We start from the raw sequence: 19,166 nt of genomic DNA, 5'->3' as shown, positions 1-19,166 counted from the left end.
TCCCCAACGATTGAACTTCGATTACTCGTCCAGTTCGTACAATTTTTCGAACTTCTCTGCGCTGATTGAATAAGCGTCCGACCCGTCCTCTCCGTTGGAAACGAGCCAGTCGCCCGCTTCGTAGCCAGTGCTGCCTTCATTCGTCGTCACGCGACCTGCTGAGACAGCTCGCTCGGCCCATACCCTGCTAGTCTTCACATATGTGCCAAGCGTCAAAGCTGTATAGGTACGAGCAAACGACTCGGCATCCACGGTGTACACCTCGCCGCCGTTGTCGACCAACCAATCATTTGCCTTGCAGCGCTGCTCGCCGCCCCATTTGTGGTATTTGAAGCCATCCGTGTCCAGTTTTAACTGTACGGCCACGATTGGCTGACTTGGCTTCCGTCGGTAGCGTTTGCGGTCACTCATGGGGATAACCTTGATTTGTTGAGAATAGAATAAGTATGTGGCCAATCAACTATATACGTGTTGGAGGCGCGACGTTCAAAGCAGTTCATCCGTTTGCAAATCGCGCGATGACGAAGATTGAATCAGTAAAACAAATGCTTAGGTTTGAGGTGTCTGGGTCTGTCATTAGTGATGAATTGACCACCACAAGGTTCCGTGAATGCAATCGTAATGGCAAAAAGCCTTATGCATACCTTTACCCAAGCGCAAGCACTGGATTAAGGTTAGGAGCGCTGCGGTAGGACCGACGGCGATGCCTAACAGTGGTTGACCTGTGAGGTGCTGCGCACATTGACGGTGGCACCTCGGGGGGGGCTCTTCCGCCACGTGACCTATTGAGCTCCATGCTTCGTTTCTTTGAGTCCCGCCTAGCATGCGCTACCGTTTGTCTTAGGTTTCAGCAGTTGGATTTTCCCAAGGAGTAGAGAGTGGCTGTAACGTTGGGCGACAGCGGCAACCGTACCATTTTCGAGCTAAGCCACCTCGTTGAAGCTAGCGTCTACAGTGGGTTGGGTCCGTAGTATGCGGTTCCAATTTAAATCGCGAGCGTCATCAAGCAGCCACGCTGGAGTCCGTCACCGAGGGCATGCGTTTTGGTTGCTTGCGACCATCGGGAAGATGCACGCTTACAGACGGCGGGCGGGTGACTACGGGTCCTCGGTTAAGTTTGATTTGCTTGAAGGTGCGTTTAGGTGTTATGCCCTACGTGGAAGTTATAAAAGGCTGCGACATGTGATTGGGAAATCCTTGCTTGATAGAAGCACGTATTCAATGAATGATTCGCATCAGGTAGCTAGTACTGACGCGTTAATGAGTTAAAATGGTGTTGAAGAAAATAATTACTGAAGGGATTAATTGGTGAAAGAGTATCAGCTGAATGTTGACCCACGTATCTTGGAATTGCTTGGGCCAAACCTCTACACGAATATTTATTATGTCTTGGCGGAGCTGATTGCCAATGCATATGACGCCGATGCTAAGAATGTCTATATTATCGCTAATCCGGATGATATCCGGATTGAAGATGATGGGCACGGTATGTCCTATGACAAAGGTGATATAACTAAGTACCTCAATATAGCGGGGGTTTCAAGGGTTAAAGAAACTGATTCATTCTCCAAATCTGGTGACCGGCGCAAGATGGGTCGTAAAGGCGTAGGAAAATTAGCCGCCCTGTCAGTTTCTGAAGATGTCGATATATTAACTGTAGCAGATGGCGAGAAGTCTGGTTTTATTCTTTCTCGCCACCCGGAGGAGGGGAGTAAGCTCAAAGCCGTCAATGAGTCTGATATCAAGTTTGAGTATGTGAAGGAGCACGGTTCCGCAATTGTCATGCGGAATCCGCAGTACAGGCTGCATAAGACTCTTGCCGCCGTTAAGCGCAATCTTCTGAAAATATTCCCTTTGGTAAATTCTGATTTTCGTATACATGTAATCAGGGGGAAGGAGAATGTAATCGTTGATGCTTTTGATAAGCATGTGATGTCGGAGCTCGGTACACTGATTACTCTAGGTGATGAGTATTCGCCATTAGTCGATCTCGTTCCTGACAGTTATCCAGATAAGCGAAAAGATTTTGTTTCATCAGTCGGTGAGAAAACCATTCCACTAGTCATGAAGGATAATGATGGGGTGGAACACGAATATACGATGAGAATTGCAGGTTGGATCGGAACATATAAAACAACGCGAGGCCGGAAAGCGGAAATGTCTGATTTTCCGGATAATTTTATTTCTCTTTTCGCTAATAAAAAAATGGGTGAGTTCAATATACTACCAGTTGTTGGTCAAAATAAACTGAATGAGGTTTATGTTGTCGGGCAGCTGCACGTGGATTTGTTCGAGTTTACCGAGTTGCCCGACATGGCGCTAAGTAATCGTCAAGGATATAAGTCTGACGATTTACGGCATTCCACCGTCTTGGATTATGTGAGGACAGACCTCCTTACAGAAATCCTCAAGAAACGAGAGGCTTACACTGATAGAGCAAACCGTGATAAAAAGCAATTGAAGGAGGAAGAACAAAGAAATAATGAAGAAAAACTTCGGCGAGATGTCGATGCCTTCCGTCAAAAAGCGAGCGAAGAAGCGGCTGATGATTTGTTAAATCTCGGTTCGGGATTGTCACGCGAGGCAATTAAGGATGCCATTGATAAATCGATAAACAAAAACAGTCCGGAATTGGGTATCAAGTCACTCGTCGACTCTCAAAAGAAAAAGATACTTATCAGCCAGACATCTCCCGATAAATCATTTGCCGATATAATTTATCAGATGTTGCTATATAATAACGTACCGGCTGAAGATATTTTATATACTAACTGCGATGATGAAGTCTGTCGCGTACCTGAAGGGAGGAATGTGTACGGCTATCTGAGGGATTTTTTTGTCGAAAGTTATTCGACTCAGAAAATTTTCGTACTTTTCGTCACGAGTCAGAATACCAAGAAGTCATGGGGTGCTATTACGGAAATCGGGGCGTCTTGGATTACTAAAGTTGACCACAAGATATTTAATGTCGAGCCGTTCAAGCCGGAACATCCCTTGGATAATGATACGCAATGGCAAAACACTAACCGGGAAAAGCCTACTAAAGGCGAGCTTTGGATGATTCCCCTTAACGCAGATGTGTTTTGCCAGAAGATTGAGTCTGTATGTGATACTTTTGGCTACAAGAAAAAAACCAGGCAAAGCAATAAAACGCAGCTCGGCACGTTGATTTCAATCCGAAATACTTAAATGAAGCCAGTTATTTTTTTGCCGTGGCTTCTTCCTGATGTCTTACGACGAGATTGAGGGGGCAAGTTGGCTAATTCTGCCTAGTCCAGAACATGGGAGGGTTCTAAGCTTCGACTTGAGGCGAGCTTGAGGATTGGATCGCTTTACCTTCCTCGGAACAGTAGGAGTATGAGCTTAGGCGATTCGCTCGCCCCAATCTCTAAGGGCATTGGCGATGATGAGGTGGTCGATAATGGGCGTCGAGAAAGCGGCAAAGTCGCGGAGCGACATCATGCGAGCGGTCAAGCGTGCTCATACGGCGCCAGAAATCAAAGTTCGCCAAGCTTTGCATGCTATAGGGCTCCGATTTCGTCTACATCGTCGGGATCTCCCAGGGTCACCTGACATAGTCCTGCCGCGATTTGGAGTGGTGGTCTTCGTGCATGGTTGTTTTTGGCATCGACACTCAGGCTGCCGCTACGCAAGCACACCGAAGAGTAGAGAAGAATTCTGGCTTGCCAAATTTGAGGCTAATGTACGCCGCGATGCTAATAAAGAAGCCCAGTTGCTGGGACTGGGCTGGCGAGTAATTGTGGTGTGGGAGTGTGAGACTCGCAGTCCTGAAAAACTAATGCTGCGGCTGAAGCGAGAACTTAACGACACCTAGACGACTTACGGTCATCCGGCAATGAGCTCAATGGGGTCAAGCTTAGAGGCAACAGGATGTGTCGACGATTCTGAGGTACCGCTGTTCCGCGATTACGCAGTAGAGTGGGCCGACCATGATACTCACCTTGAGAGTCCAGTTGCAGCTGCTCTCGGGCGGTCAGTCGGCTGCTCTGTTTCTGGTGTATCAATGCTAAATGGCCAGCTCTGTCCATCCTAGGTAGCAAGAGGTGAGATAATCGGACGTACGTTTTACTAATCCGCATCTTTTTTTGAAAGGCATCCCAAGTAGGGCTGTTTAGATCTTCAGCCAGGAGCTAACGGGCAGTTTTGCAGGCTACTGGTAAGCATTCGGCCAACACACCTTTCGACTCGAGTATTAGGGGAGAGAAATTCAGGGGTGAATGTTGCCCGAACATATACCCTCATTGAGCAAATTAAGCCGTGGCTCCTTGAAGGCGGTTCTGCTCGTATTCCCTAACGTGACGCATGAGACTCTCACCGATTACTTCGCCTAGGCGTACCGGTACGGCGTTGCCGATCATCCGGCCCACTGCCTTGAAAGTAATTTTATCAGGAGGCATAAACTCATAGTTACGCGGGAAGGATTGAAGAATGGCGGCCTCGCGCAGCGAAAGCGCTCTAGCTTGTTCGTAGTGACCAAAGCGACCATTACCGAAGCCATAGCAAAGAGTAGTCATCGTGGGGCTCGGTTCATTTCTATTCATTCGGCCGTAGACGCTGGCATAAGTCTTGCCGCTGGTCTTGCGGTGGCACGCCGCAACTAGGTGAGCAGGCCAGTCCCGCCAAGTGCCGCCTTCACGAGAGTGGAGAATTCTCTGCAGATTAATCGGGGTAAGTGTGGCAGCGCGATGCATTGGATCATGAGGATCGCAATCGCCAGCAGCAATTTGTGGCAAGTCACCTATCTTTTCTTGCACGGAAACCGGTGCATCACGGTGAGTAGGGTCAATGAGCTCAATCGGGCCGAGCTTGGATGCTAGTAGCACGTGCCGTCGGCGGCGCTGAGGCAAACCGTACTCAACGCAAGCCACGCGCTCGGCCCAAACCTTATAGCCCTGAGTTTCAAGGTTCTTCACAAAATCGCCGTAGACCTCATGTTTAGTAACATCCGGAACATTCTCCATGGTTACTAATTCTGGCTGAACCTCCCGAATCAAACGCGCGAAGTGGTACAGCAGCGGCCATTTGCTGTCAGCGCTGGTGTCCCTACCTTGATTGTAGGTAGAGAAGGGTTGGCATGGTGCGCAACCTGCGAGCAGGCGGTAGCGTCCATCCACTCGTGGATACCAAGCTTCGAGTTGTTCCTTGGAAAGGCTCTTGACGTCTTGAGTTATGAAAACTGCCTGGTTGTTCACTTCGTAGGCGTGCCTGCACTGGGCCTCAATATCGTAACCCGCATGTACTTCAATACCGGCTTGCCGCATACCTGCGGTCAGGCCGCCGGCACCACAGAAGAGGTCAACTGCATCAATCATCGGTTTGTCTTCTTTTAAACGAGGCGCATTTTATGCACTTTTGGCTGCAAGTCGAGTGTCGGCTCCTTCGGATACGCCCAACCATCTTGGATGCTGAACGTAACTTCGTCTTTCAAAAAGACTTGGTCAGGGTGCTGAGTGATCCGGTAGCCTAAGAAGCTCGTAACCCCTCGCTCCAAATATTCAATGATTTCCACCTCCCAGGCGAAAGCGCCATGTTGGGTTTCAATCCCGAAAAGTAGAGTCGCCTTTGCCCAATCGTCACCCGAGCGCTCACCTTCGTAGCTTTCGAGTTGTTGGATGCCTTCGGCTAGAAGGGGGTACTCCTCTCCGCCGGTCACGTAGCTGCCATCGTTACAGATCTCGATCCAATACATTTTATGAATCATCCTTGGTTCTTGATGGAAGAGATGATCGATCACATGGCGTGTTACGTCAATTGGCAAATCTTAGCCCGCAGCATAACAATGGCCTCTCCTGGCAGCGGCGGTTTACACCTTGCAAGAAGCGCTAGCAAAATACGTGCACCTATAATATTGCTGAGGAACTCACCATCAATTGAGTTCCTTGCAGACTGCAGCCTCCTCCTGAATCGCTGGTCTCGGGGGATGGCTGTTCTAGCAGGATGCAGCTCCTATAGAGTGATCGCCCAGGCCGCGTCTGGTGCGAATATTTGTGAGCCGCTGCTCAGTCGGCAACAAACTTGCCGCAGCGAACCTTCGTCGACAGCAATCAATGCCCAAACGTCCCCGTTCAGATGTGCCGTTCGCATTAGCCCGTTTGAAGATTGTGTGAAGCGCGTCGGTGCGTTTCAGGGGGCAGCCGAGTCGCTTGATTTCGGCGTCAGTAATATCGCCTTGTCTATCTCTTCCATGGTCAGTACGCCGCCGATGGTCATTCCTAAACTGGCGAGTACGTCCGGCGGCAATTCAATGATGACGTCGCCACTTCCGTCTGAAGGATCTTGGCATTTCATCCTCCAGCGTTGGGGTTCGGTCATCACACTATTCCAACTTTTGTCTTGGCGGGCATGGCTCATTATGCTCGCGAATATCTTCGCCAGTTGAAGCGCGATGCTGACTGTGACTACTTCTCCGTCCACACGGGGACATACAGCAACGATGCGGCTTTTAATCAAGAGCTGGCTACTGCTGAAGGGTGACCATGATCGAAGCAGAATCTACGCCATAGAAACGCGCCATAGCTTCCTTGGCCCCCTTGATCGCGAGGTAGGGCTGGCCTTCTGTCTCTGCGACTAAGCCCTCGACTTCGATGATCGTCCCCCTACCGAAGAGCTCTCTAATTCCACGTGCTAGAGCTACGTCATCGTGAGTGAATAACGCGCTGACGGTTCCAGGAACCTCGATCGCTTTTCTGAACCTTATATTCCAGTGCTTCTCTCCTTCAGGCGACAAGACCTTGCGCCATTCACAGATCTCGAAAACCAAACCACCAGGATCAAACGCAGTGTTGTCGGATTGGCCCTTGGGCCAGTATACGAATTTCACTGCCAACGCTTTTTCGTCATCTTCAACGGGCAGGTGAAGTGAAGCACCATGGGCTTTGTTCCAAGGAGCTCCCTTCGCATGTCGATAAATCAATTCGCGGTCAGTCATAGCATTGCCTCAAAGTACTTACCTTGACTCTTCGTTCGCTTCGGTGTCAATCCGTGTCTCGCGTTACTCCCGGAGAGGGCCGGCCGTTTCCGGGCAGCGAAGGCCGATGCCGAGCGGGACAGGAATGCCACTTGGATTGTGTCCGCTACTGGCCGCTCACTGCCGGTCATAGTTGTTGGGAATGTGGGTCAAATCCGGCGCTAAGGGCTGGTTGTGTCGCTGCGAATGGATGGTCAAGTCGGTGCAATTTTCGTAGGTGTCAGCGGATCTGGAAAAGTGAGTCCCAACCAGCGGTGAGATGATCTAGGCTGTACCATCACTCAAGGACGACAACCATGTCAGATAACTCGGATTCCAAAATCGCGACAGCGGACGCACTAACATTGCTTCTGCACAACCAACATGCCCTAGCGGCCGCTATCGAAGAGGTTACCAAGTGGCTCTCAGAAAATGGCGCAAGCAGTGTCGGAGCTAACGCGTTTGCGGCCATGGAAACGCTGGATAGGAACGCTCAAGACATCACAGAAGCCATCATGCGGCTACGCCAGTCGTAGGCATCATCTAGCGCCCACCCTCCTTCATGAGCGAGTCCAAGTTTAATGCGGGAAAAAGGGTAATATGGAGATTGATAAAATTTTCCCGCTTGACCATTATTTTTCGTTGCCATCCAATTGCATCCGTGCTTACCAAACGTTTCCATTTGACTTGATTACCAGGCGCAATAGCGGTAATCGACAAAGAACGGCCAAAGGCCGACGGTGGACATGATTCTTATGTTTCCGTAATGTACCTAAAGGTCATGACACTTTTCCTGATCGCCACTGTCGTGTTTCTAGCTCGACTTTCAACTGACCAAGGAGTTACGTATGAACATTGAACGTTATCCGACATCAACGTCATCTAATTAAATACCTTTAACGATATGAACCTGGCCGACCTATCAATATCTGAGTTGCTCAAGCTACACGCTGCCGCAATTAATGAGCTTAAAAATCGTGGCGTACTCAGAACAAAAAACAATCCTGTTGGGGATTACGCTGAATGGTTAGTCTCATCGGCGTTTAACCTAACCCTTACACGTAATTCAGCCGCAGGCCACGACGCCGAATCCAGAGATGGGAAAAAGATTCAAATCAAATCACGTCGCTTAACCGCAAAAAGCCGTTCCAAGCAACTAGGTGTGATACGAAACCTCGAAAAAAATGATTTTGATGAACTCATAGCTGTTATTTTTAATGAGTCCTATGAAATCATTGAGGCGTATTCAATTCCACACTCTGTAATCTCAAAGTACAGCGCGCATAGAGCACATGTCAACGGTCACATTTTGCACCTGCGCGGGGCTTTGCTGCTAGACAACTGCGTTCTGAACATTAGTGACAAGTTAAAAGCTTCCAACAATGCACTTACATCGCTCGTTTCACTCGCTGGGAGCGGGAAAACCGCCCCACTGGCTTAATCGTTAGACATCAGAGCCATAAAATGGAATTCACTGACCCAAAAGTTCAATCGGCACTAATCGCGGCCGCCGTTACAATAGTCACACTTCTCTTACGCGCCATAACAAAGCCGATATGGGAACGTAATTTCCATAAATTCAAATTAGAAAGTGATTACAAATATGACCAGCGCAAAAAAGTTAGAGAAGCAATTTCAAAATACAAGGTTCCACTGCTGAACTCAGCTGAGTCGCTTAATCATCGGCTATGGAATTTCTCTAAAAATGCATCAAAAGCATGGCACATTCAAAGAGATGGGGAAAACATTTCAGACAAATACTACCTATTGTCATTTTGTTATAGGTTTTTATTGTTTTTTTCACTTTGCCGCAAGATCGATCTAGAGCTTGTGTATCTTGACAGCACGGTGAGCACAAAGAAAGACCTTGATTTTCTAAAGTATCTAAAACTCTTTCCGCAAATATTTAGTGATACCGAAATTTTCAAAGGTACAGGCTACAACCAGTCTGTAGCCACTGATCATTTCTTTAGCGATGAATTCCGAGAAATTGTCAGAGAAATGAGCAGTGATGACAAAATGCTAAGTTATTCCGAGTTCAAGAAAAAAGTCGAAGAAAAAGAATTCACACATTTGATCACTTATTTTTCAGGTATTTCAGTCGACCACAGCTGCCTTCGCTGGCAAGTACTTAATAGCTTTCATTTCATACTCATGGCATTCCTAAATGACTATGGCTATGATTTTCAAAAAACATCAAGAGAAAAGATTTCAGGTTTGGCCAAGAGCCTGCCCCCAAATAGACTCATTAAAAACGCTTATACATTCATCGAACGAGCATGCCTCAACAATAACAAAGAAGTCCGTAACGTTATGTCCGCGTTTTCTGATGTCTAATTATCGTTTCAAACCGTTCACTTCGCTCACTGGGTCGGGCTAAGTCTGCCCTTGACCATAGGTTGTGGTCGCAGGAAAGAATGTGCGTAAAGTACAACAGATCGATTCCATTGACGCTCTGAAAAGCCCGGTTCTTTGCGAGCGAGCCAAACGATCTCATGGAGGCAGGTCGCAAGATTTGTCATGATGGAAAATGGGAATGCCTTCGGAGTGGAATTGATGCCTAGGAGTGAACGAATGGGAAGCGTATAACGAAGGGAACTCAGATGAGGTCGATAATTTTCAGGTCTTCTCGTTTCGCTTTCAGGATGCTATTTTCGTTTAACAGCGTTTCGTTCAATGAAGCTAGGCTAGCAAGCTTAATTTGTAATTCACTGATCTCTTTCCTCAATTTACGTGTCTTTTCTTGCTCATTAAGTAGGTCCTTTTGCTTCACATCGCGCTGATTGCGGCTTGAGCGGCCTTGGGCATTACGAATGGCTTCTGCGATATCTGGATAATGGTTGTGTATCAGGGCTGCTGAGACGCCGGCTTCGCGAGCTACGGCGGCGATAGATATTTTTTTTGCTGCTGATTTAGCTTTACCTAGAGCGATACGATGGAGCGCGAGTTGGAGTTCCTTTTTACGAACGTCGGATGACATGCGTTTGCTGTTCATTCTGTGTCGTCTTCTGGATTATAGCCAAGTTGCATAATTACATCGCGGCAGCGTTCGAGGTCTCGTAAAACACGTATCTGCCCCGCCTCGCCTATATCGCTTAAAGAGTGCAAATCTCTTAGGTTGTTATATTGCTGTCGGTAGATATAAAGATGGCTGCTACTAATCACGGCATGATTGCAATTGCTGCATCGTGTTCGCTCAATTGTGTTGCCCACGCAGCCATCATTGTCGGCAGTGCACCAGGCGTGGCCATTGCTACGGATAGAAGTGCTCTGTGCTATCGACGCCACCATTGTCTTGTGGTCCTTAAATATGGCAAGATTTCTAGAGTCTCGCTGCCATTGTTTGATTGAGAGTCCGTAACGTCCTGATAGCGAATCGTTAACAAACCAACCATCCACTGTATCAAGCTTGATGTTCTCGTATTCTGCTTGGATTTCGTCGTATAACTCTAAATCGAGATGGCCACCCCATTCATCGTCCATTGCGTAATGTAGAGTCATGTCCATACTCCAATGTGCAAAATGTTCACGTAGATATCGTAAGTCTCCAAACCTGCTGTGCGCCACATAATTGGCAAACTTACGACGGAACTGATGACTATTAGGGGACCAGTTCAGTCCTGCATTGTCTGCGAATATTCTGAGGTTCCGATTCCAGGCTGTTCCAGAGAGTGTTCGAACAATCTTACCCTTGTGCGCATCCACCCCGAGAAAGAGTGAGTGACGGTGCTGCTGCGCCTGAGCGATTTCTGGATCTCGAGGGTTGATCTCGCGTCGCTCTGCAATTTCCTCAGCAATCATGGCCTGATAAGGGGCGGCCCAGCTGTACATTAAATGTAAAGCACGCACCGAAGCGTCGGGGATCATCCAGTCACGTATTCCGGAATCGATTTTTTCCGATTTAGATCGCATCCAATGAAAAATGGTACCTTCATTATCTTCGGTGCGATGGTGCGAACCTTCCTGCACATTTCCTAATTCGTGGTTACGGCAACCCGAAGTGCTGGCCAAAACAATGTAGCAAGCTGTGCGTAGATCAATTAGCGCATGGTTGAACGCCGCCAAGCTGTCGTTCCAGCCCAGGGCTGCAAGATGTCTTTTTCTTGCATAGCTAACTATGTAGGAGGCGCAGTTTTGCTCTGTCTTGGTCTTAGCAATGGCATCGCGTAGATTGAGTAATGCTTCGCCTCCCTGAACTAGTTTAAAGGCCTGTTCGAACAATTTGCAGAACACTTCATCCGGCATAAGCGGTGTTTTGCTGGGTTGTTGTGGCATGTTTGCTCGTGTGAGCTTAACCATGGCTTTAGGAGAAGTCCCAGGCCAAGGATGAATCGGGAATGGGTCGTGAGTGTACTGACTTAACTCATATAGTGCTTGGACGGCTAGGAAGCGCGAATTAAGACTGAAACTTGATAGCCGCTTGCCGCTTTTTTTTCGGACTTCTCGGCACTCAGCAGCGTAATTGGCAAATACGACGTAGGGAACGTCACGGAAGGTGGGTATTTTGAGTTGACTGAGATACCTCAAGAAAGGCATAGCCGCGCTAAAAAAGCCGCTTGATGTATTTCCTTTCGGTCTTGGTTGGCCTTCCTGTCCACGTCGTAGGTAGCGATACATGACCGCTTTCATTGTCGCCCTATAAATAGCTGGCACTCTCAGAAAATTCACTTGTCTTCTATATTCGGGCGCATTGTTCGGCAAACCGTCGAGTTGCCAGCAATCATCACCATAGCGACTTTGAATGACCCAATTTCCGTCGACTTGGATGGCCTTGACAATAAGCGCGGCACGCTCGCTTTCCGGCAGCTCGCGCGTACTTTCTGGCTGCAACTCGATATCTGCTAGCGAACACGTGGCTTCTGAATCGTAGCTCATGTGAATACATCCAGATCTTGTACTAAATCGGACGACCAAAACGGATGTGGGTCGGTACGGGCATGCTCGCGTGCAGTCTCAACATCCGAGAGCTTGAAGACACCGCGCCGCAGGCCTTCAACAACAATATAGTCGTCAATTAATCTAGGGATGTGCGCGTAGTCTCGGGCCCAGCGGCGCTTATCCATGCGCGCTCGCTCGCTGAATATACGAAAGTAAAAACTGAAAAGTTTGTATAGGTCTTCACCGGTAACCACGTAATGTCTGCAGCGAACGCAGTTTAGGAAGTTGATGCACGTTGCACCCTCTTTTTTTGGGGCGTATTCGCCATTCTCTGGGTCGGTACAATGCCCTGTCGGACTTTGATGGTAGGTCGCGCCGATTGTGCCGCTCAGCAATTCCTCGACAAGAACTTTACCCATGAAGCGCCAGTTTCTTTTGGCGTCCTCGTTTGCGCTCATGTAGTTATGATCGGTAACCTCTGGGGAGTTTCCCATGGCAATGGCAGTCGTTATTAAATCACCATCTAATAATTCGAAGACGCGGTTGGCAAATGTTTTGCGGAGCCGCGAAATGTTAAGGCGCAGTGGCTTCCCATCGCTATCGATGAGTTTATATTTCGCCACAAGTCGCAAAATTGCTTTTTCCAGCGTTCTTACGGAAAGCGCGAGCACTTCACCAAGTCCTTCCGTACGGCGCGATCTATAAAGCCATACTCGCGCTTGAAGGTCGCTGGGTGCCTCTATGCGTAGCGACTCAGTGCGGGCAATGATGTGTCGAATTAGCCGCTCGACATTACTCTTTATGATCGGCGAGGACTCCAAAAGCCGCTCGTGCGAACTCTCTGCGCGCAAAACCACTTTGCTGGTGTTGTGCCCGCGTCGTTTCCATAGAGTTAGGAAGGTATAGCCGTCCTTGGGGTGTGGTTGTAGACAATTCCGTCCCATTTCCAGTAGCGGGGTTGTATTTCGACCCGTATGCAAGGCTACGATTAAAAGTGCGTAAGCCAGCAATTCGCTAGTCAATGGAACATCGTCACACCAAATCGGCATGCTCGCCTGCTTTACAGCCGCTGTGAATGCCTGGCGCTGCTGCTTCGGCAGGGGTAGCTCGCCACTTTGTCGACGGCAGGTGTTCGGGTACGGATTGCGGGGAAAAGTGGCGGAGTCACCAAATGCGATCAAGGTAAACAGCTCGCGCCGCCCCAACGCCTGTAATACACATTTCGTGTGTGCGTAACAGGATTTCTGAGTGGTAGCAGTAACTCTGAGTGCGACCAGATAACTGATAAATCCGTCAATAAGCTCGCGATTGATGTCTTCTAAGGTCACATCGCGTCCGAGTGCATCTTTTTGAAGTAGAAGGTAGTCGAAGAAGAAGCGCAGGCCTCTACAGCAGCAAGATACAATCGTGCTGACTTCGATTTCCGCGTCCTGCCCAGCTAGAAATCGCTCGATTTGCGTCTGGCAGGCGTAGGTGATCGAGTCGATACCTTTACCGTACCATCTTGCAAAATCAAAAGATCTCACTGACACGGGATTTCGACCAAAATGAACGCGGGTAATAAGTGGTGGAAAAGTCTGCGGCCGAATCAGCGTCGACCCCTCTTTACCGGGGTTATGCTCGACGTGCGGAATACTGATATCGGATCTTATGTAGACCTTACGCTTACCCACACTTCACTCCTTCACGCCTTCACTGTCATTCAGTTCATCGTCGTAGGCCAGGACCGCGTTGTCTGCAAGCTCATTGACCAAATGCAGATACACCATTGTCGTTTGGATCGAGCTATGGCCGAGCTGGCGTTGCAAGAATACAAGCGGGTCTATGCTCCCTCTAACGCGCTGTAGTACAGCTAAGGTTTGGGTGGCATAGGTATGGCGCAGCATGTGAGGACAGACCTCAACATTCGCCGACTTGCCAATATCGTTCACTATGCGCCTGAGCCCCTTTCCATCATTGGCATAGGGCTTGCCAAATTGATTCAGAAACAACTGCTGATGCTTTGTTTTGCTTAACCCCTCTCGTTCACCTCGAGTTTGGATCACGTAGCGGTACATGTCGGATAGGAAGCGACGACTAACATAGATGTCCCGCGGCTTTCCTCCCTTCGTTAGCATGCCGTGGCCGTCGTATGGATCGAGATGAATCCTAATGTTGCGTTCGCGTCGGCCTGCTTGATCTGGATCGAAGATATAGGCAACGGGGAAAGTGGCGATCTCTTCCCGTCGCAGGCCGGTTTGAAGCGCGAGCCGGATAATCATCCGGTGATGAGGATTTACAGCAGCTTTTATCAATGCCCTCGCTTCGTCGATGCTTAGGAACTTCGGAAGCGTTGGATATTTTCGAGGCATCGCGTCGTTCGCTAATGCTTTGCGAAAGCCGGCATGCATCTGGCCCAGGACGTGGGTTGCGTTTTTAACGTTTCTCTTTTCATAACCAAATGGCAGCCGACTTACCCATTTGCGCGTATTTGCGTAATCGTAAAACTTACAGATGTAGTGCAGCCGTTGTCTGATCGTTGTCGTCGCTAATCCGCATTTTTCCTTGGAGTAGTCTCGATAGGCGGCAACAAGACTTTTTGCCTCGCCACGATCTACATCGTGCCAATCCAGGTCGTGCGCCTGAAGGAAGCTGAAAAAATCGTACAAAGCACGGCCGATGCTCGGCCATGACTTCTTCGAGCCGATCGCTCCGCGTAATAGGTAGTGTCGAATGAAGTCGTTTGCAGGAACACAGCTCTCCATAGTATCCCAGAGCAAAATCGGTAAGCCTGGGTATGGGCGCCCAGCAATCACCAAATCTTCGGTTGCCCAGACAAGCTCCATCAACGCGCTCCCAAGCTCAAACCACTGCTCAAACGCTAGACTATTCCTAACGCTTAGCAAGCCCCAGTACATGGAACATGCACCTTGCATCAGCCAGATTGCCACGTTGTTGGCTGACCCGAAGCGCAGCGCAATGATGTGGGCTTTGATGGACGGCTCGGCGCGGCAATCCGAAGAGCTGGCATTGCTGGCCGGCCTGTCACCGTCTTCGGCCAGTGCACACCTTGGGCGTTTGTCCGCCGGAGGTCTGTTGAAAGTCGAAATCCGTGGACGCAAACGCTTTTTCCGCCTGGCCGCACCTGAAGTGGGCGCGGCCATCGAGGCCTTGGCCAGCGCAACGCTGGCCAGTACACCACGTGAAGTGCCGGACATTTTCAAGCGCGCCAACCCCGTCGCCAAATCTCAGGCAGCGCCCTCATCGCTGTTACGCGCCCGATTGTGCGACGACCATCTGGGCGGCACGCTGGCCTCCGATCTTTACCAGCGCCTGCTCGATGCCGGCTGGATCGAGCAGTTCGAACAACGCGTGATGATCACGCACAAGGGTTCCACGCAACTGGCCGCTCGCGGTGTATTTATCCAGGCGCTGGCCCATCGCAACAGCAGAGTCGCCTGCGCGTGTCCCGACTGGAGCGAAAGACGCCCGCACATGGGCGGTGCGCTCGGCGCGGCGCTGTTGCAGTTGTTCATGCAGTCGGGCTGGTTGAGTCTGCCCGGCGACTCGCGGGCATTGCAGATCACCGCCACGGGACAGCGAGAAATCCATCGTTTCGCCAAGCAGACCGAGCTGGAAGCTGCGCTTTAGAGCCTTTTGTGCCCGATGTCTGCTGTCAATGAGCTCGGGCGTCGTTAGCAGTTGCGGACAGGTCGCATCCAGCCATCACCCACAGGGTCTATCGCGCACACTCGAATTCGGGGATTTCCGGATTGGGGGAATGTGGCATGGACACACAAGGCTTCAGCGCGGCAGAACGACTGGAACGACTGCCCATCAGCGGTTACCACCGCATCATTTTCATCATCATTGCCTTGGCGTTTTTCTTCGACTCCATGGACCTGGCGATGATGACCTTCCTGCTCGGCTCGATTAAAACCGAATTCGGCCTGAGCTCGGCGCAAGCCGGGTTGCTGGCCAGCTCGAGCTTCTTTGGCATGGTGCTCGGCGCTTCGCTGTCCGGCATGTTGGCCGACCGCTTTGGCCGTAAACCGGTGTTCCAGTGGAGCATCGTGTTGTGGGGCATCGCCAGTTACCTGTGCTCGACGGCGCAGAGCATCGAAACGCTGACCTTGTTCCGCATCCTGTTGGGGATCGGCATGGGCATGGAGTTTCCCATCGCGCAATCGATGCTCTCGGAGTTGATTCCGGCCAAGAGGCGTGGGCGTTACATTGCGCTGATGGACGGGTTCTGGCCGCTGGGCTTCGTCGCGGCCGGGGTGTTGTCGTATTTCCTGTTGCCGGTGGTTGGCTGGCGGGACATCTTCCTCGTGTTGGCGGTGCCGGCGGTGTTCGTTCTGGCGATCCGTTTTTTCATTCCCGAGTCACCGCGCTGGCTGGAACAGGCCGGGCGGCATGAGGCGGCCGATAAAGTGTTGCTGGGGATCGAACATCGAGTCCGGGCATCGCTGGGGCGTTCGGACTTGCCGGAGCCGATTCCCCTGCCACGCGTGGCCAGTACGCCGGGCAACTTTTTGTCCGCCTTGCGCCAGATCTGGTCGCCGCTGTATCGCCAGCGCACGATGATGATCTGGAGCGTCTGGTTCTTTGCCTTGCTGGGTTTTTATGGCCTGACGTCCTGGCTCAGCGCATTGCTGCAACAGTCGGGTTTCGCCGTGACGCAGTCGGTGTATTACACGGTGCTGATTTCCCTGGGCGGAATTCCAGGCTTCCTGATGGCGGCGTGGCTGGTGGAACGTTGGGGGCGTAAACCGGTGTGCGTGGTGACCCTGCTCGGCGGCGGGGTGATGGCGTTTCTTTACGGCCAGAGCGCAGTGTTTGGCGGCAATGTCGGCTTGTTGATTACCTCGGGCCTGTTGATGCAGTTCTTTCTGTTCGGCATGTGGGCGGTGCTCTACACCTACACACCTGAGTTGTACCCGACGTCGGCCAGGGCGACGGGGTCGGGATTTGCGTCGGCGATTGGTCGCGTGGGTTCGTTACTCGGACCACTGGTGACCGGGCTGGTGTTTCCTATCACCGGGCAGGGCGGCGTGTTCGCGCTGGGGGCTATGTGCTTTGCGATTGCGGCGGGGGTGGTTTGGGTGTTCGGGATGGAGACGCGGGGCAAGACGCTTGAAGAGCTGACCGAGGCAACCCCGATCTAACTGTTGATGATCGTTCCCACGCTCCGCGTGGGAATGCCTCACCGGACGCTCTGCGTCCGCTCTTGGGACGCGGAGCGTCCCGGGCTGCATTCCCACGCGGAGCGTGGGAACGATCAGTTGTCAGCGAACAGTCACTAGGGTTTGACCAACCTGGCATCCAGGCTGTTTTGCGCCAATCGCTTGGCCTGATCCTGGGTCATGCCCAGATCGGTGTAGAGCGCATGGAAGTTCTCGGTCACGTACCCGCCGAAGTACGCCGGGTCATCGGAGTTCACCGTGACTTTCACGCCACGCTCAAGCATGTCCAGAATGTTGTGCTGGGACATGTGATCGAACACGCAGAGCTTGGTGTTCGACAACGGGCACACGGTCAGCGGGATCTGCTCGTCGATGATCCGTTGCATCAGACGCTCATCTTCGATGGCGCGCACGCCATGATCGATGCGCTGGATTTTCAGCAGGTCGAGCGCTTCCCAGATGTACTCCGGCGGGCCTTCTTCACCGGCGTGGGCGACGGTCAGGAAACCTTCGTGGCGGGCACGATCGAACACGCGCTGGAACTTGCTCGGCGGGTGACCCATTTCCGAACTGTCCAAACCAACGGCCACAAACGCATCGCGGAACGGCAGCGCCTGGTCGAGGGTTTTCTGTGCTTCGTCTTCGCTCAAGTGACGCAGGAAGCTCAGGATCAAACCGCTGGTGATGCCCAGTTGTTGTTCGCCATCCTTGAGTGCAGCGGCGATGCCGTTGAGCACCACTTCGAAGGGCACGCCACGGTCGGTGTGGGTCTGCGGGTCGAAGAACGGTTCGGTGTGAATCACGTTCTGCGCCTTGCAGCGCAACAGGTACGCCCAGGTCAGGTCGTAGAAATCCTGCGACGTGCGCAAGACATCGGCGCCCTGGTAATACAGGTCGAGAAACTCTTGCAGGTTGTTGAAGGCGTACGCCTTGCGCAGGGTTTCGACATCGCTCCACGGCAGGGCGATCTTGTTGCGTTCAGCCAGGGCGAACAGCAACTCGGGCTCCAGCGAACCCTCCAGGTGCAAGTGCAGTTCTGCCTTGGGCAGGGCGTTCAGCCAGTCATACATAGTCTTTTCTCATCAGGTGCAGATGACGAGCATTCTACAGATGCTCGTGGAAACAATTAGCAAAACCTGACCAGCCGGTTCACACCGCTTCCTGTTCCCGTCGATAAGCGTAGGTGTCGGCAAAACGCGAGATCAGGAATTCGGCGCAGGTGGTGGCCGGGTATTTCGCCGGATGCCGTTCATCCTGACAACCGGGCAGACATTCAATCGGCGTATCGGGATGAGGTTCGGCGAAGAACGGCATCGAGTATCGATCGACACCCAGCGGGCTGATCACCCGGTGCGGCGTCGACAGGTAACGGTCGTTACTCCAGCGCGCCATCATGTCGCCGAGATTGACCACGAACGTGCCCTCGATCGGTGGCGCGTCGATCCATTCGCCTTTGACGTTGCGCACTTGCAGTCCACCGGCGGCGTCCTGGTAGAGCAGGGTGATGCAACCGTAATCGGTATGGGCACCGGCACCTTGTTGTTCTTCGCAACTGGCGGTGTGACGCGGCGGGTGATGAATCATCCGCAGCACGCTGACGGGCTCATTGAAGCGCGTGTCGAAGAAGTCGCGCTCGATGTTCAGCGCCATCGTCATCGCCCGCAACAGGGTTTGGGCAAGCGCCTGCATGTCGACGTAGTGTTGCTCCATCAACGCTGCCCAGCCAGGCAACGACGGATGACGGTTGGGGCCGCGCAAGGGTTTTTCGGCGAGGACATCCGGATGATCGGCCGCAAGGTGCAGGCCCATATCGAAGGTTTCTTTCAGGTCGCTGGGCTTGCTCGGGTCCAACTGTTCGGTGGCGATGGCGCCGTAGCCGCGATGGTGACGAGTCTGGGTGATGTCGATCTTGAGCTTTTCATCAGCGGGCAAGGCGAAGAAGCGTTGGGCGTGGTCGAGTACCGCGTCGATGCGCGACGGGCTGATCGGGTGGCCTTTGATGTAGAAGAAACCCCACTCGCGGCAGGCGCGGTCGATTTGGGTCGCGACGAATTGCCAGGCGGTTTGATCGTCGCTGTAGAGCGGGGTGATGTCGATGATCGGGAGTTGGTTCATGCGCTGTCCTTAAGAACGCTGAAAATCCAATGTGGGAGAGG

At 51.5% G+C, this 19,166-nt stretch carries 19 protein-coding genes; 7 read left to right on the top strand and 12 right to left on the bottom strand.

What is annotated here, in order from left to right; translation table 11 throughout:
- Positions 1-21: 21 nt before the first annotated feature.
- Positions 22-411 carry a hypothetical protein gene (locus BLQ41_RS01355; protein WP_090175907.1) on the bottom strand — a complete coding sequence of 130 codons (390 nt, stop codon included), beginning with the start codon at positions 409-411 and terminating at the stop codon, positions 22-24.
- A gap of 897 nt (positions 412-1,308) precedes the next feature.
- Here BLQ41_RS01355 and BLQ41_RS01350 point away from each other — a divergent pair.
- Together BLQ41_RS01350 and BLQ41_RS01345 are read left to right on the top strand one after the other, a co-directional pair.
- Positions 1,309-3,189: an ATP-binding protein gene (locus BLQ41_RS01350; RefSeq protein ID WP_090175905.1), complete on the top strand. Its 1,881-nt coding sequence runs from the start codon at positions 1,309-1,311 to the stop codon at positions 3,187-3,189.
- A 232-nt stretch (positions 3,190-3,421) separates the two neighbouring features.
- Positions 3,422-3,835, top strand: coding sequence for a very short patch repair endonuclease (locus BLQ41_RS01345; protein ID WP_090175903.1), 414 nt, complete (start codon positions 3,422-3,424; stop codon positions 3,833-3,835).
- 436 nt (positions 3,836-4,271) lie between these two features.
- On the opposite strand, the gene BLQ41_RS01340 is transcribed toward BLQ41_RS01345, so the two are convergent.
- From BLQ41_RS01340 to BLQ41_RS01325, 4 genes are all read right to left on the bottom strand, one after another.
- The gene (locus BLQ41_RS01340) at positions 4,272-5,333 is read right to left on the bottom strand and encodes a DNA cytosine methyltransferase (RefSeq protein WP_090175901.1); all 1,062 of its coding nucleotides are present in this window, start codon (positions 5,331-5,333) and stop codon (positions 4,272-4,274) included.
- 14 nt (positions 5,334-5,347) lie between these two features.
- On the bottom strand, positions 5,348-5,722 hold the full coding sequence (locus BLQ41_RS01335; RefSeq protein ID WP_090175899.1) for a hypothetical protein: 375 nt from the start codon (positions 5,720-5,722) through the stop codon (positions 5,348-5,350).
- A 422-nt stretch (positions 5,723-6,144) separates the two neighbouring features.
- A complete protein-coding gene (locus BLQ41_RS01330) occupies positions 6,145-6,333 on the bottom strand; it encodes an AbrB family transcriptional regulator (protein ID WP_090188331.1) in 189 nt (62 codons plus the stop codon).
- 145 nt (positions 6,334-6,478) lie between these two features.
- Positions 6,479-6,949 carry a hypothetical protein gene (locus tag BLQ41_RS01325; protein ID WP_090175897.1) on the bottom strand — a complete coding sequence of 157 codons (471 nt, stop codon included), beginning with the start codon at positions 6,947-6,949 and terminating at the stop codon, positions 6,479-6,481.
- 335 nt (positions 6,950-7,284) lie between these two features.
- On the opposite strand from BLQ41_RS01325, the gene BLQ41_RS30785 reads away from it, so the two are divergent.
- Positions 7,285-7,503: a hypothetical protein gene (locus BLQ41_RS30785; protein ID WP_090175895.1), complete on the top strand. Its 219-nt coding sequence runs from the start codon at positions 7,285-7,287 to the stop codon at positions 7,501-7,503.
- Here BLQ41_RS30785 and BLQ41_RS30395 read toward each other — a convergent pair.
- Positions 7,461-7,616, bottom strand: coding sequence for a hypothetical protein (locus tag BLQ41_RS30395; protein WP_157694993.1), 156 nt, complete (start codon positions 7,614-7,616; stop codon positions 7,461-7,463). The two genes, BLQ41_RS30785 and BLQ41_RS30395, sit on opposite strands and share 43 nt — an antisense overlap.
- 255 nt (positions 7,617-7,871) lie before the next feature.
- Between BLQ41_RS30395 and BLQ41_RS01315 the strand changes: the two genes are divergently transcribed.
- Both BLQ41_RS01315 and BLQ41_RS01310 read left to right on the top strand, forming a co-directional pair.
- Positions 7,872-8,408 (top strand): DUF6998 domain-containing protein, encoded by a 537-nt coding sequence (locus BLQ41_RS01315; protein WP_197678910.1) that lies wholly within the window; start codon positions 7,872-7,874, stop codon positions 8,406-8,408.
- 23 nt (positions 8,409-8,431) lie between these two features.
- A complete protein-coding gene (locus BLQ41_RS01310; RefSeq protein WP_090175893.1) occupies positions 8,432-9,304 on the top strand; it encodes a hypothetical protein in 873 nt (290 codons plus the stop codon).
- Positions 9,305-9,566: 262 nt separating this feature from the next.
- Here the strand turns inward: BLQ41_RS01310 and BLQ41_RS01305 are convergent, their stop codons facing one another.
- The 4 genes from BLQ41_RS01305 to BLQ41_RS01290 are packed head-to-tail and all read right to left on the bottom strand — an operon-like array spanning position 9,567 to position 14,670.
- Positions 9,567-9,962: a TetR family transcriptional regulator gene (locus BLQ41_RS01305; RefSeq protein ID WP_090175891.1), complete on the bottom strand. Its 396-nt coding sequence runs from the start codon at positions 9,960-9,962 to the stop codon at positions 9,567-9,569.
- Positions 9,959-11,842, bottom strand: a complete 1,884-nt coding sequence (locus BLQ41_RS01300; protein WP_090175889.1) for a site-specific integrase — start codon at positions 11,840-11,842, stop codon at positions 9,959-9,961. Before BLQ41_RS01300 ends, BLQ41_RS01305 begins: the two co-directional genes overlap by 4 nt.
- Complete coding sequence (locus BLQ41_RS01295) at positions 11,839-13,518, bottom strand: hypothetical protein (RefSeq protein WP_090175887.1); 1,680 nt, start codon at positions 13,516-13,518, stop codon at positions 11,839-11,841. Before BLQ41_RS01295 ends, BLQ41_RS01300 begins: the two co-directional genes overlap by 4 nt.
- 3 nt (positions 13,519-13,521) lie before the next feature.
- Positions 13,522-14,670, bottom strand: a complete 1,149-nt coding sequence (locus tag BLQ41_RS01290) for a tyrosine-type recombinase/integrase (RefSeq protein WP_090188329.1) — start codon at positions 14,668-14,670, stop codon at positions 13,522-13,524.
- Positions 14,671-14,740: 70 nt separating this feature from the next.
- On the opposite strand from BLQ41_RS01290, the gene BLQ41_RS01285 reads away from it, so the two are divergent.
- Entirely contained in the window at positions 14,741-15,475 is a 735-nt protein-coding gene (locus BLQ41_RS01285; protein ID WP_090175884.1) for an ArsR/SmtB family transcription factor, read from the top strand.
- Between the two features lie 137 nt (positions 15,476-15,612).
- A complete protein-coding gene (locus BLQ41_RS01280) occupies positions 15,613-16,992 on the top strand; it encodes an MFS transporter (protein ID WP_090175882.1) in 1,380 nt (459 codons plus the stop codon).
- A gap of 134 nt (positions 16,993-17,126) precedes the next feature.
- Here BLQ41_RS01280 and BLQ41_RS01275 read toward each other — a convergent pair whose 3' ends face one another.
- Together BLQ41_RS01275 and BLQ41_RS01270 are read right to left on the bottom strand one after the other, a co-directional pair.
- Positions 17,127-18,080 (bottom strand): adenosine deaminase, encoded by a 954-nt coding sequence (locus tag BLQ41_RS01275; protein WP_090175880.1) that lies wholly within the window; start codon positions 18,078-18,080, stop codon positions 17,127-17,129.
- Between the two features lie 79 nt (positions 18,081-18,159).
- Positions 18,160-19,125, bottom strand: coding sequence for a 2-oxoglutarate and iron-dependent oxygenase domain-containing protein (locus BLQ41_RS01270; protein ID WP_090175878.1), 966 nt, complete (start codon positions 19,123-19,125; stop codon positions 18,160-18,162).
- Between the last annotated feature and the right edge of the window lie 41 nt (positions 19,126-19,166).

It is taken from the genome of Pseudomonas arsenicoxydans (genome assembly GCF_900103875.1).
GTDB classification, from domain to species: domain Bacteria; phylum Pseudomonadota; class Gammaproteobacteria; order Pseudomonadales; family Pseudomonadaceae; genus Aquipseudomonas; species Aquipseudomonas arsenicoxydans.
The sequence above is the reverse complement of the archived record's forward strand: the minus strand, read 5'-3'. Positions and strand labels throughout refer to the sequence as shown.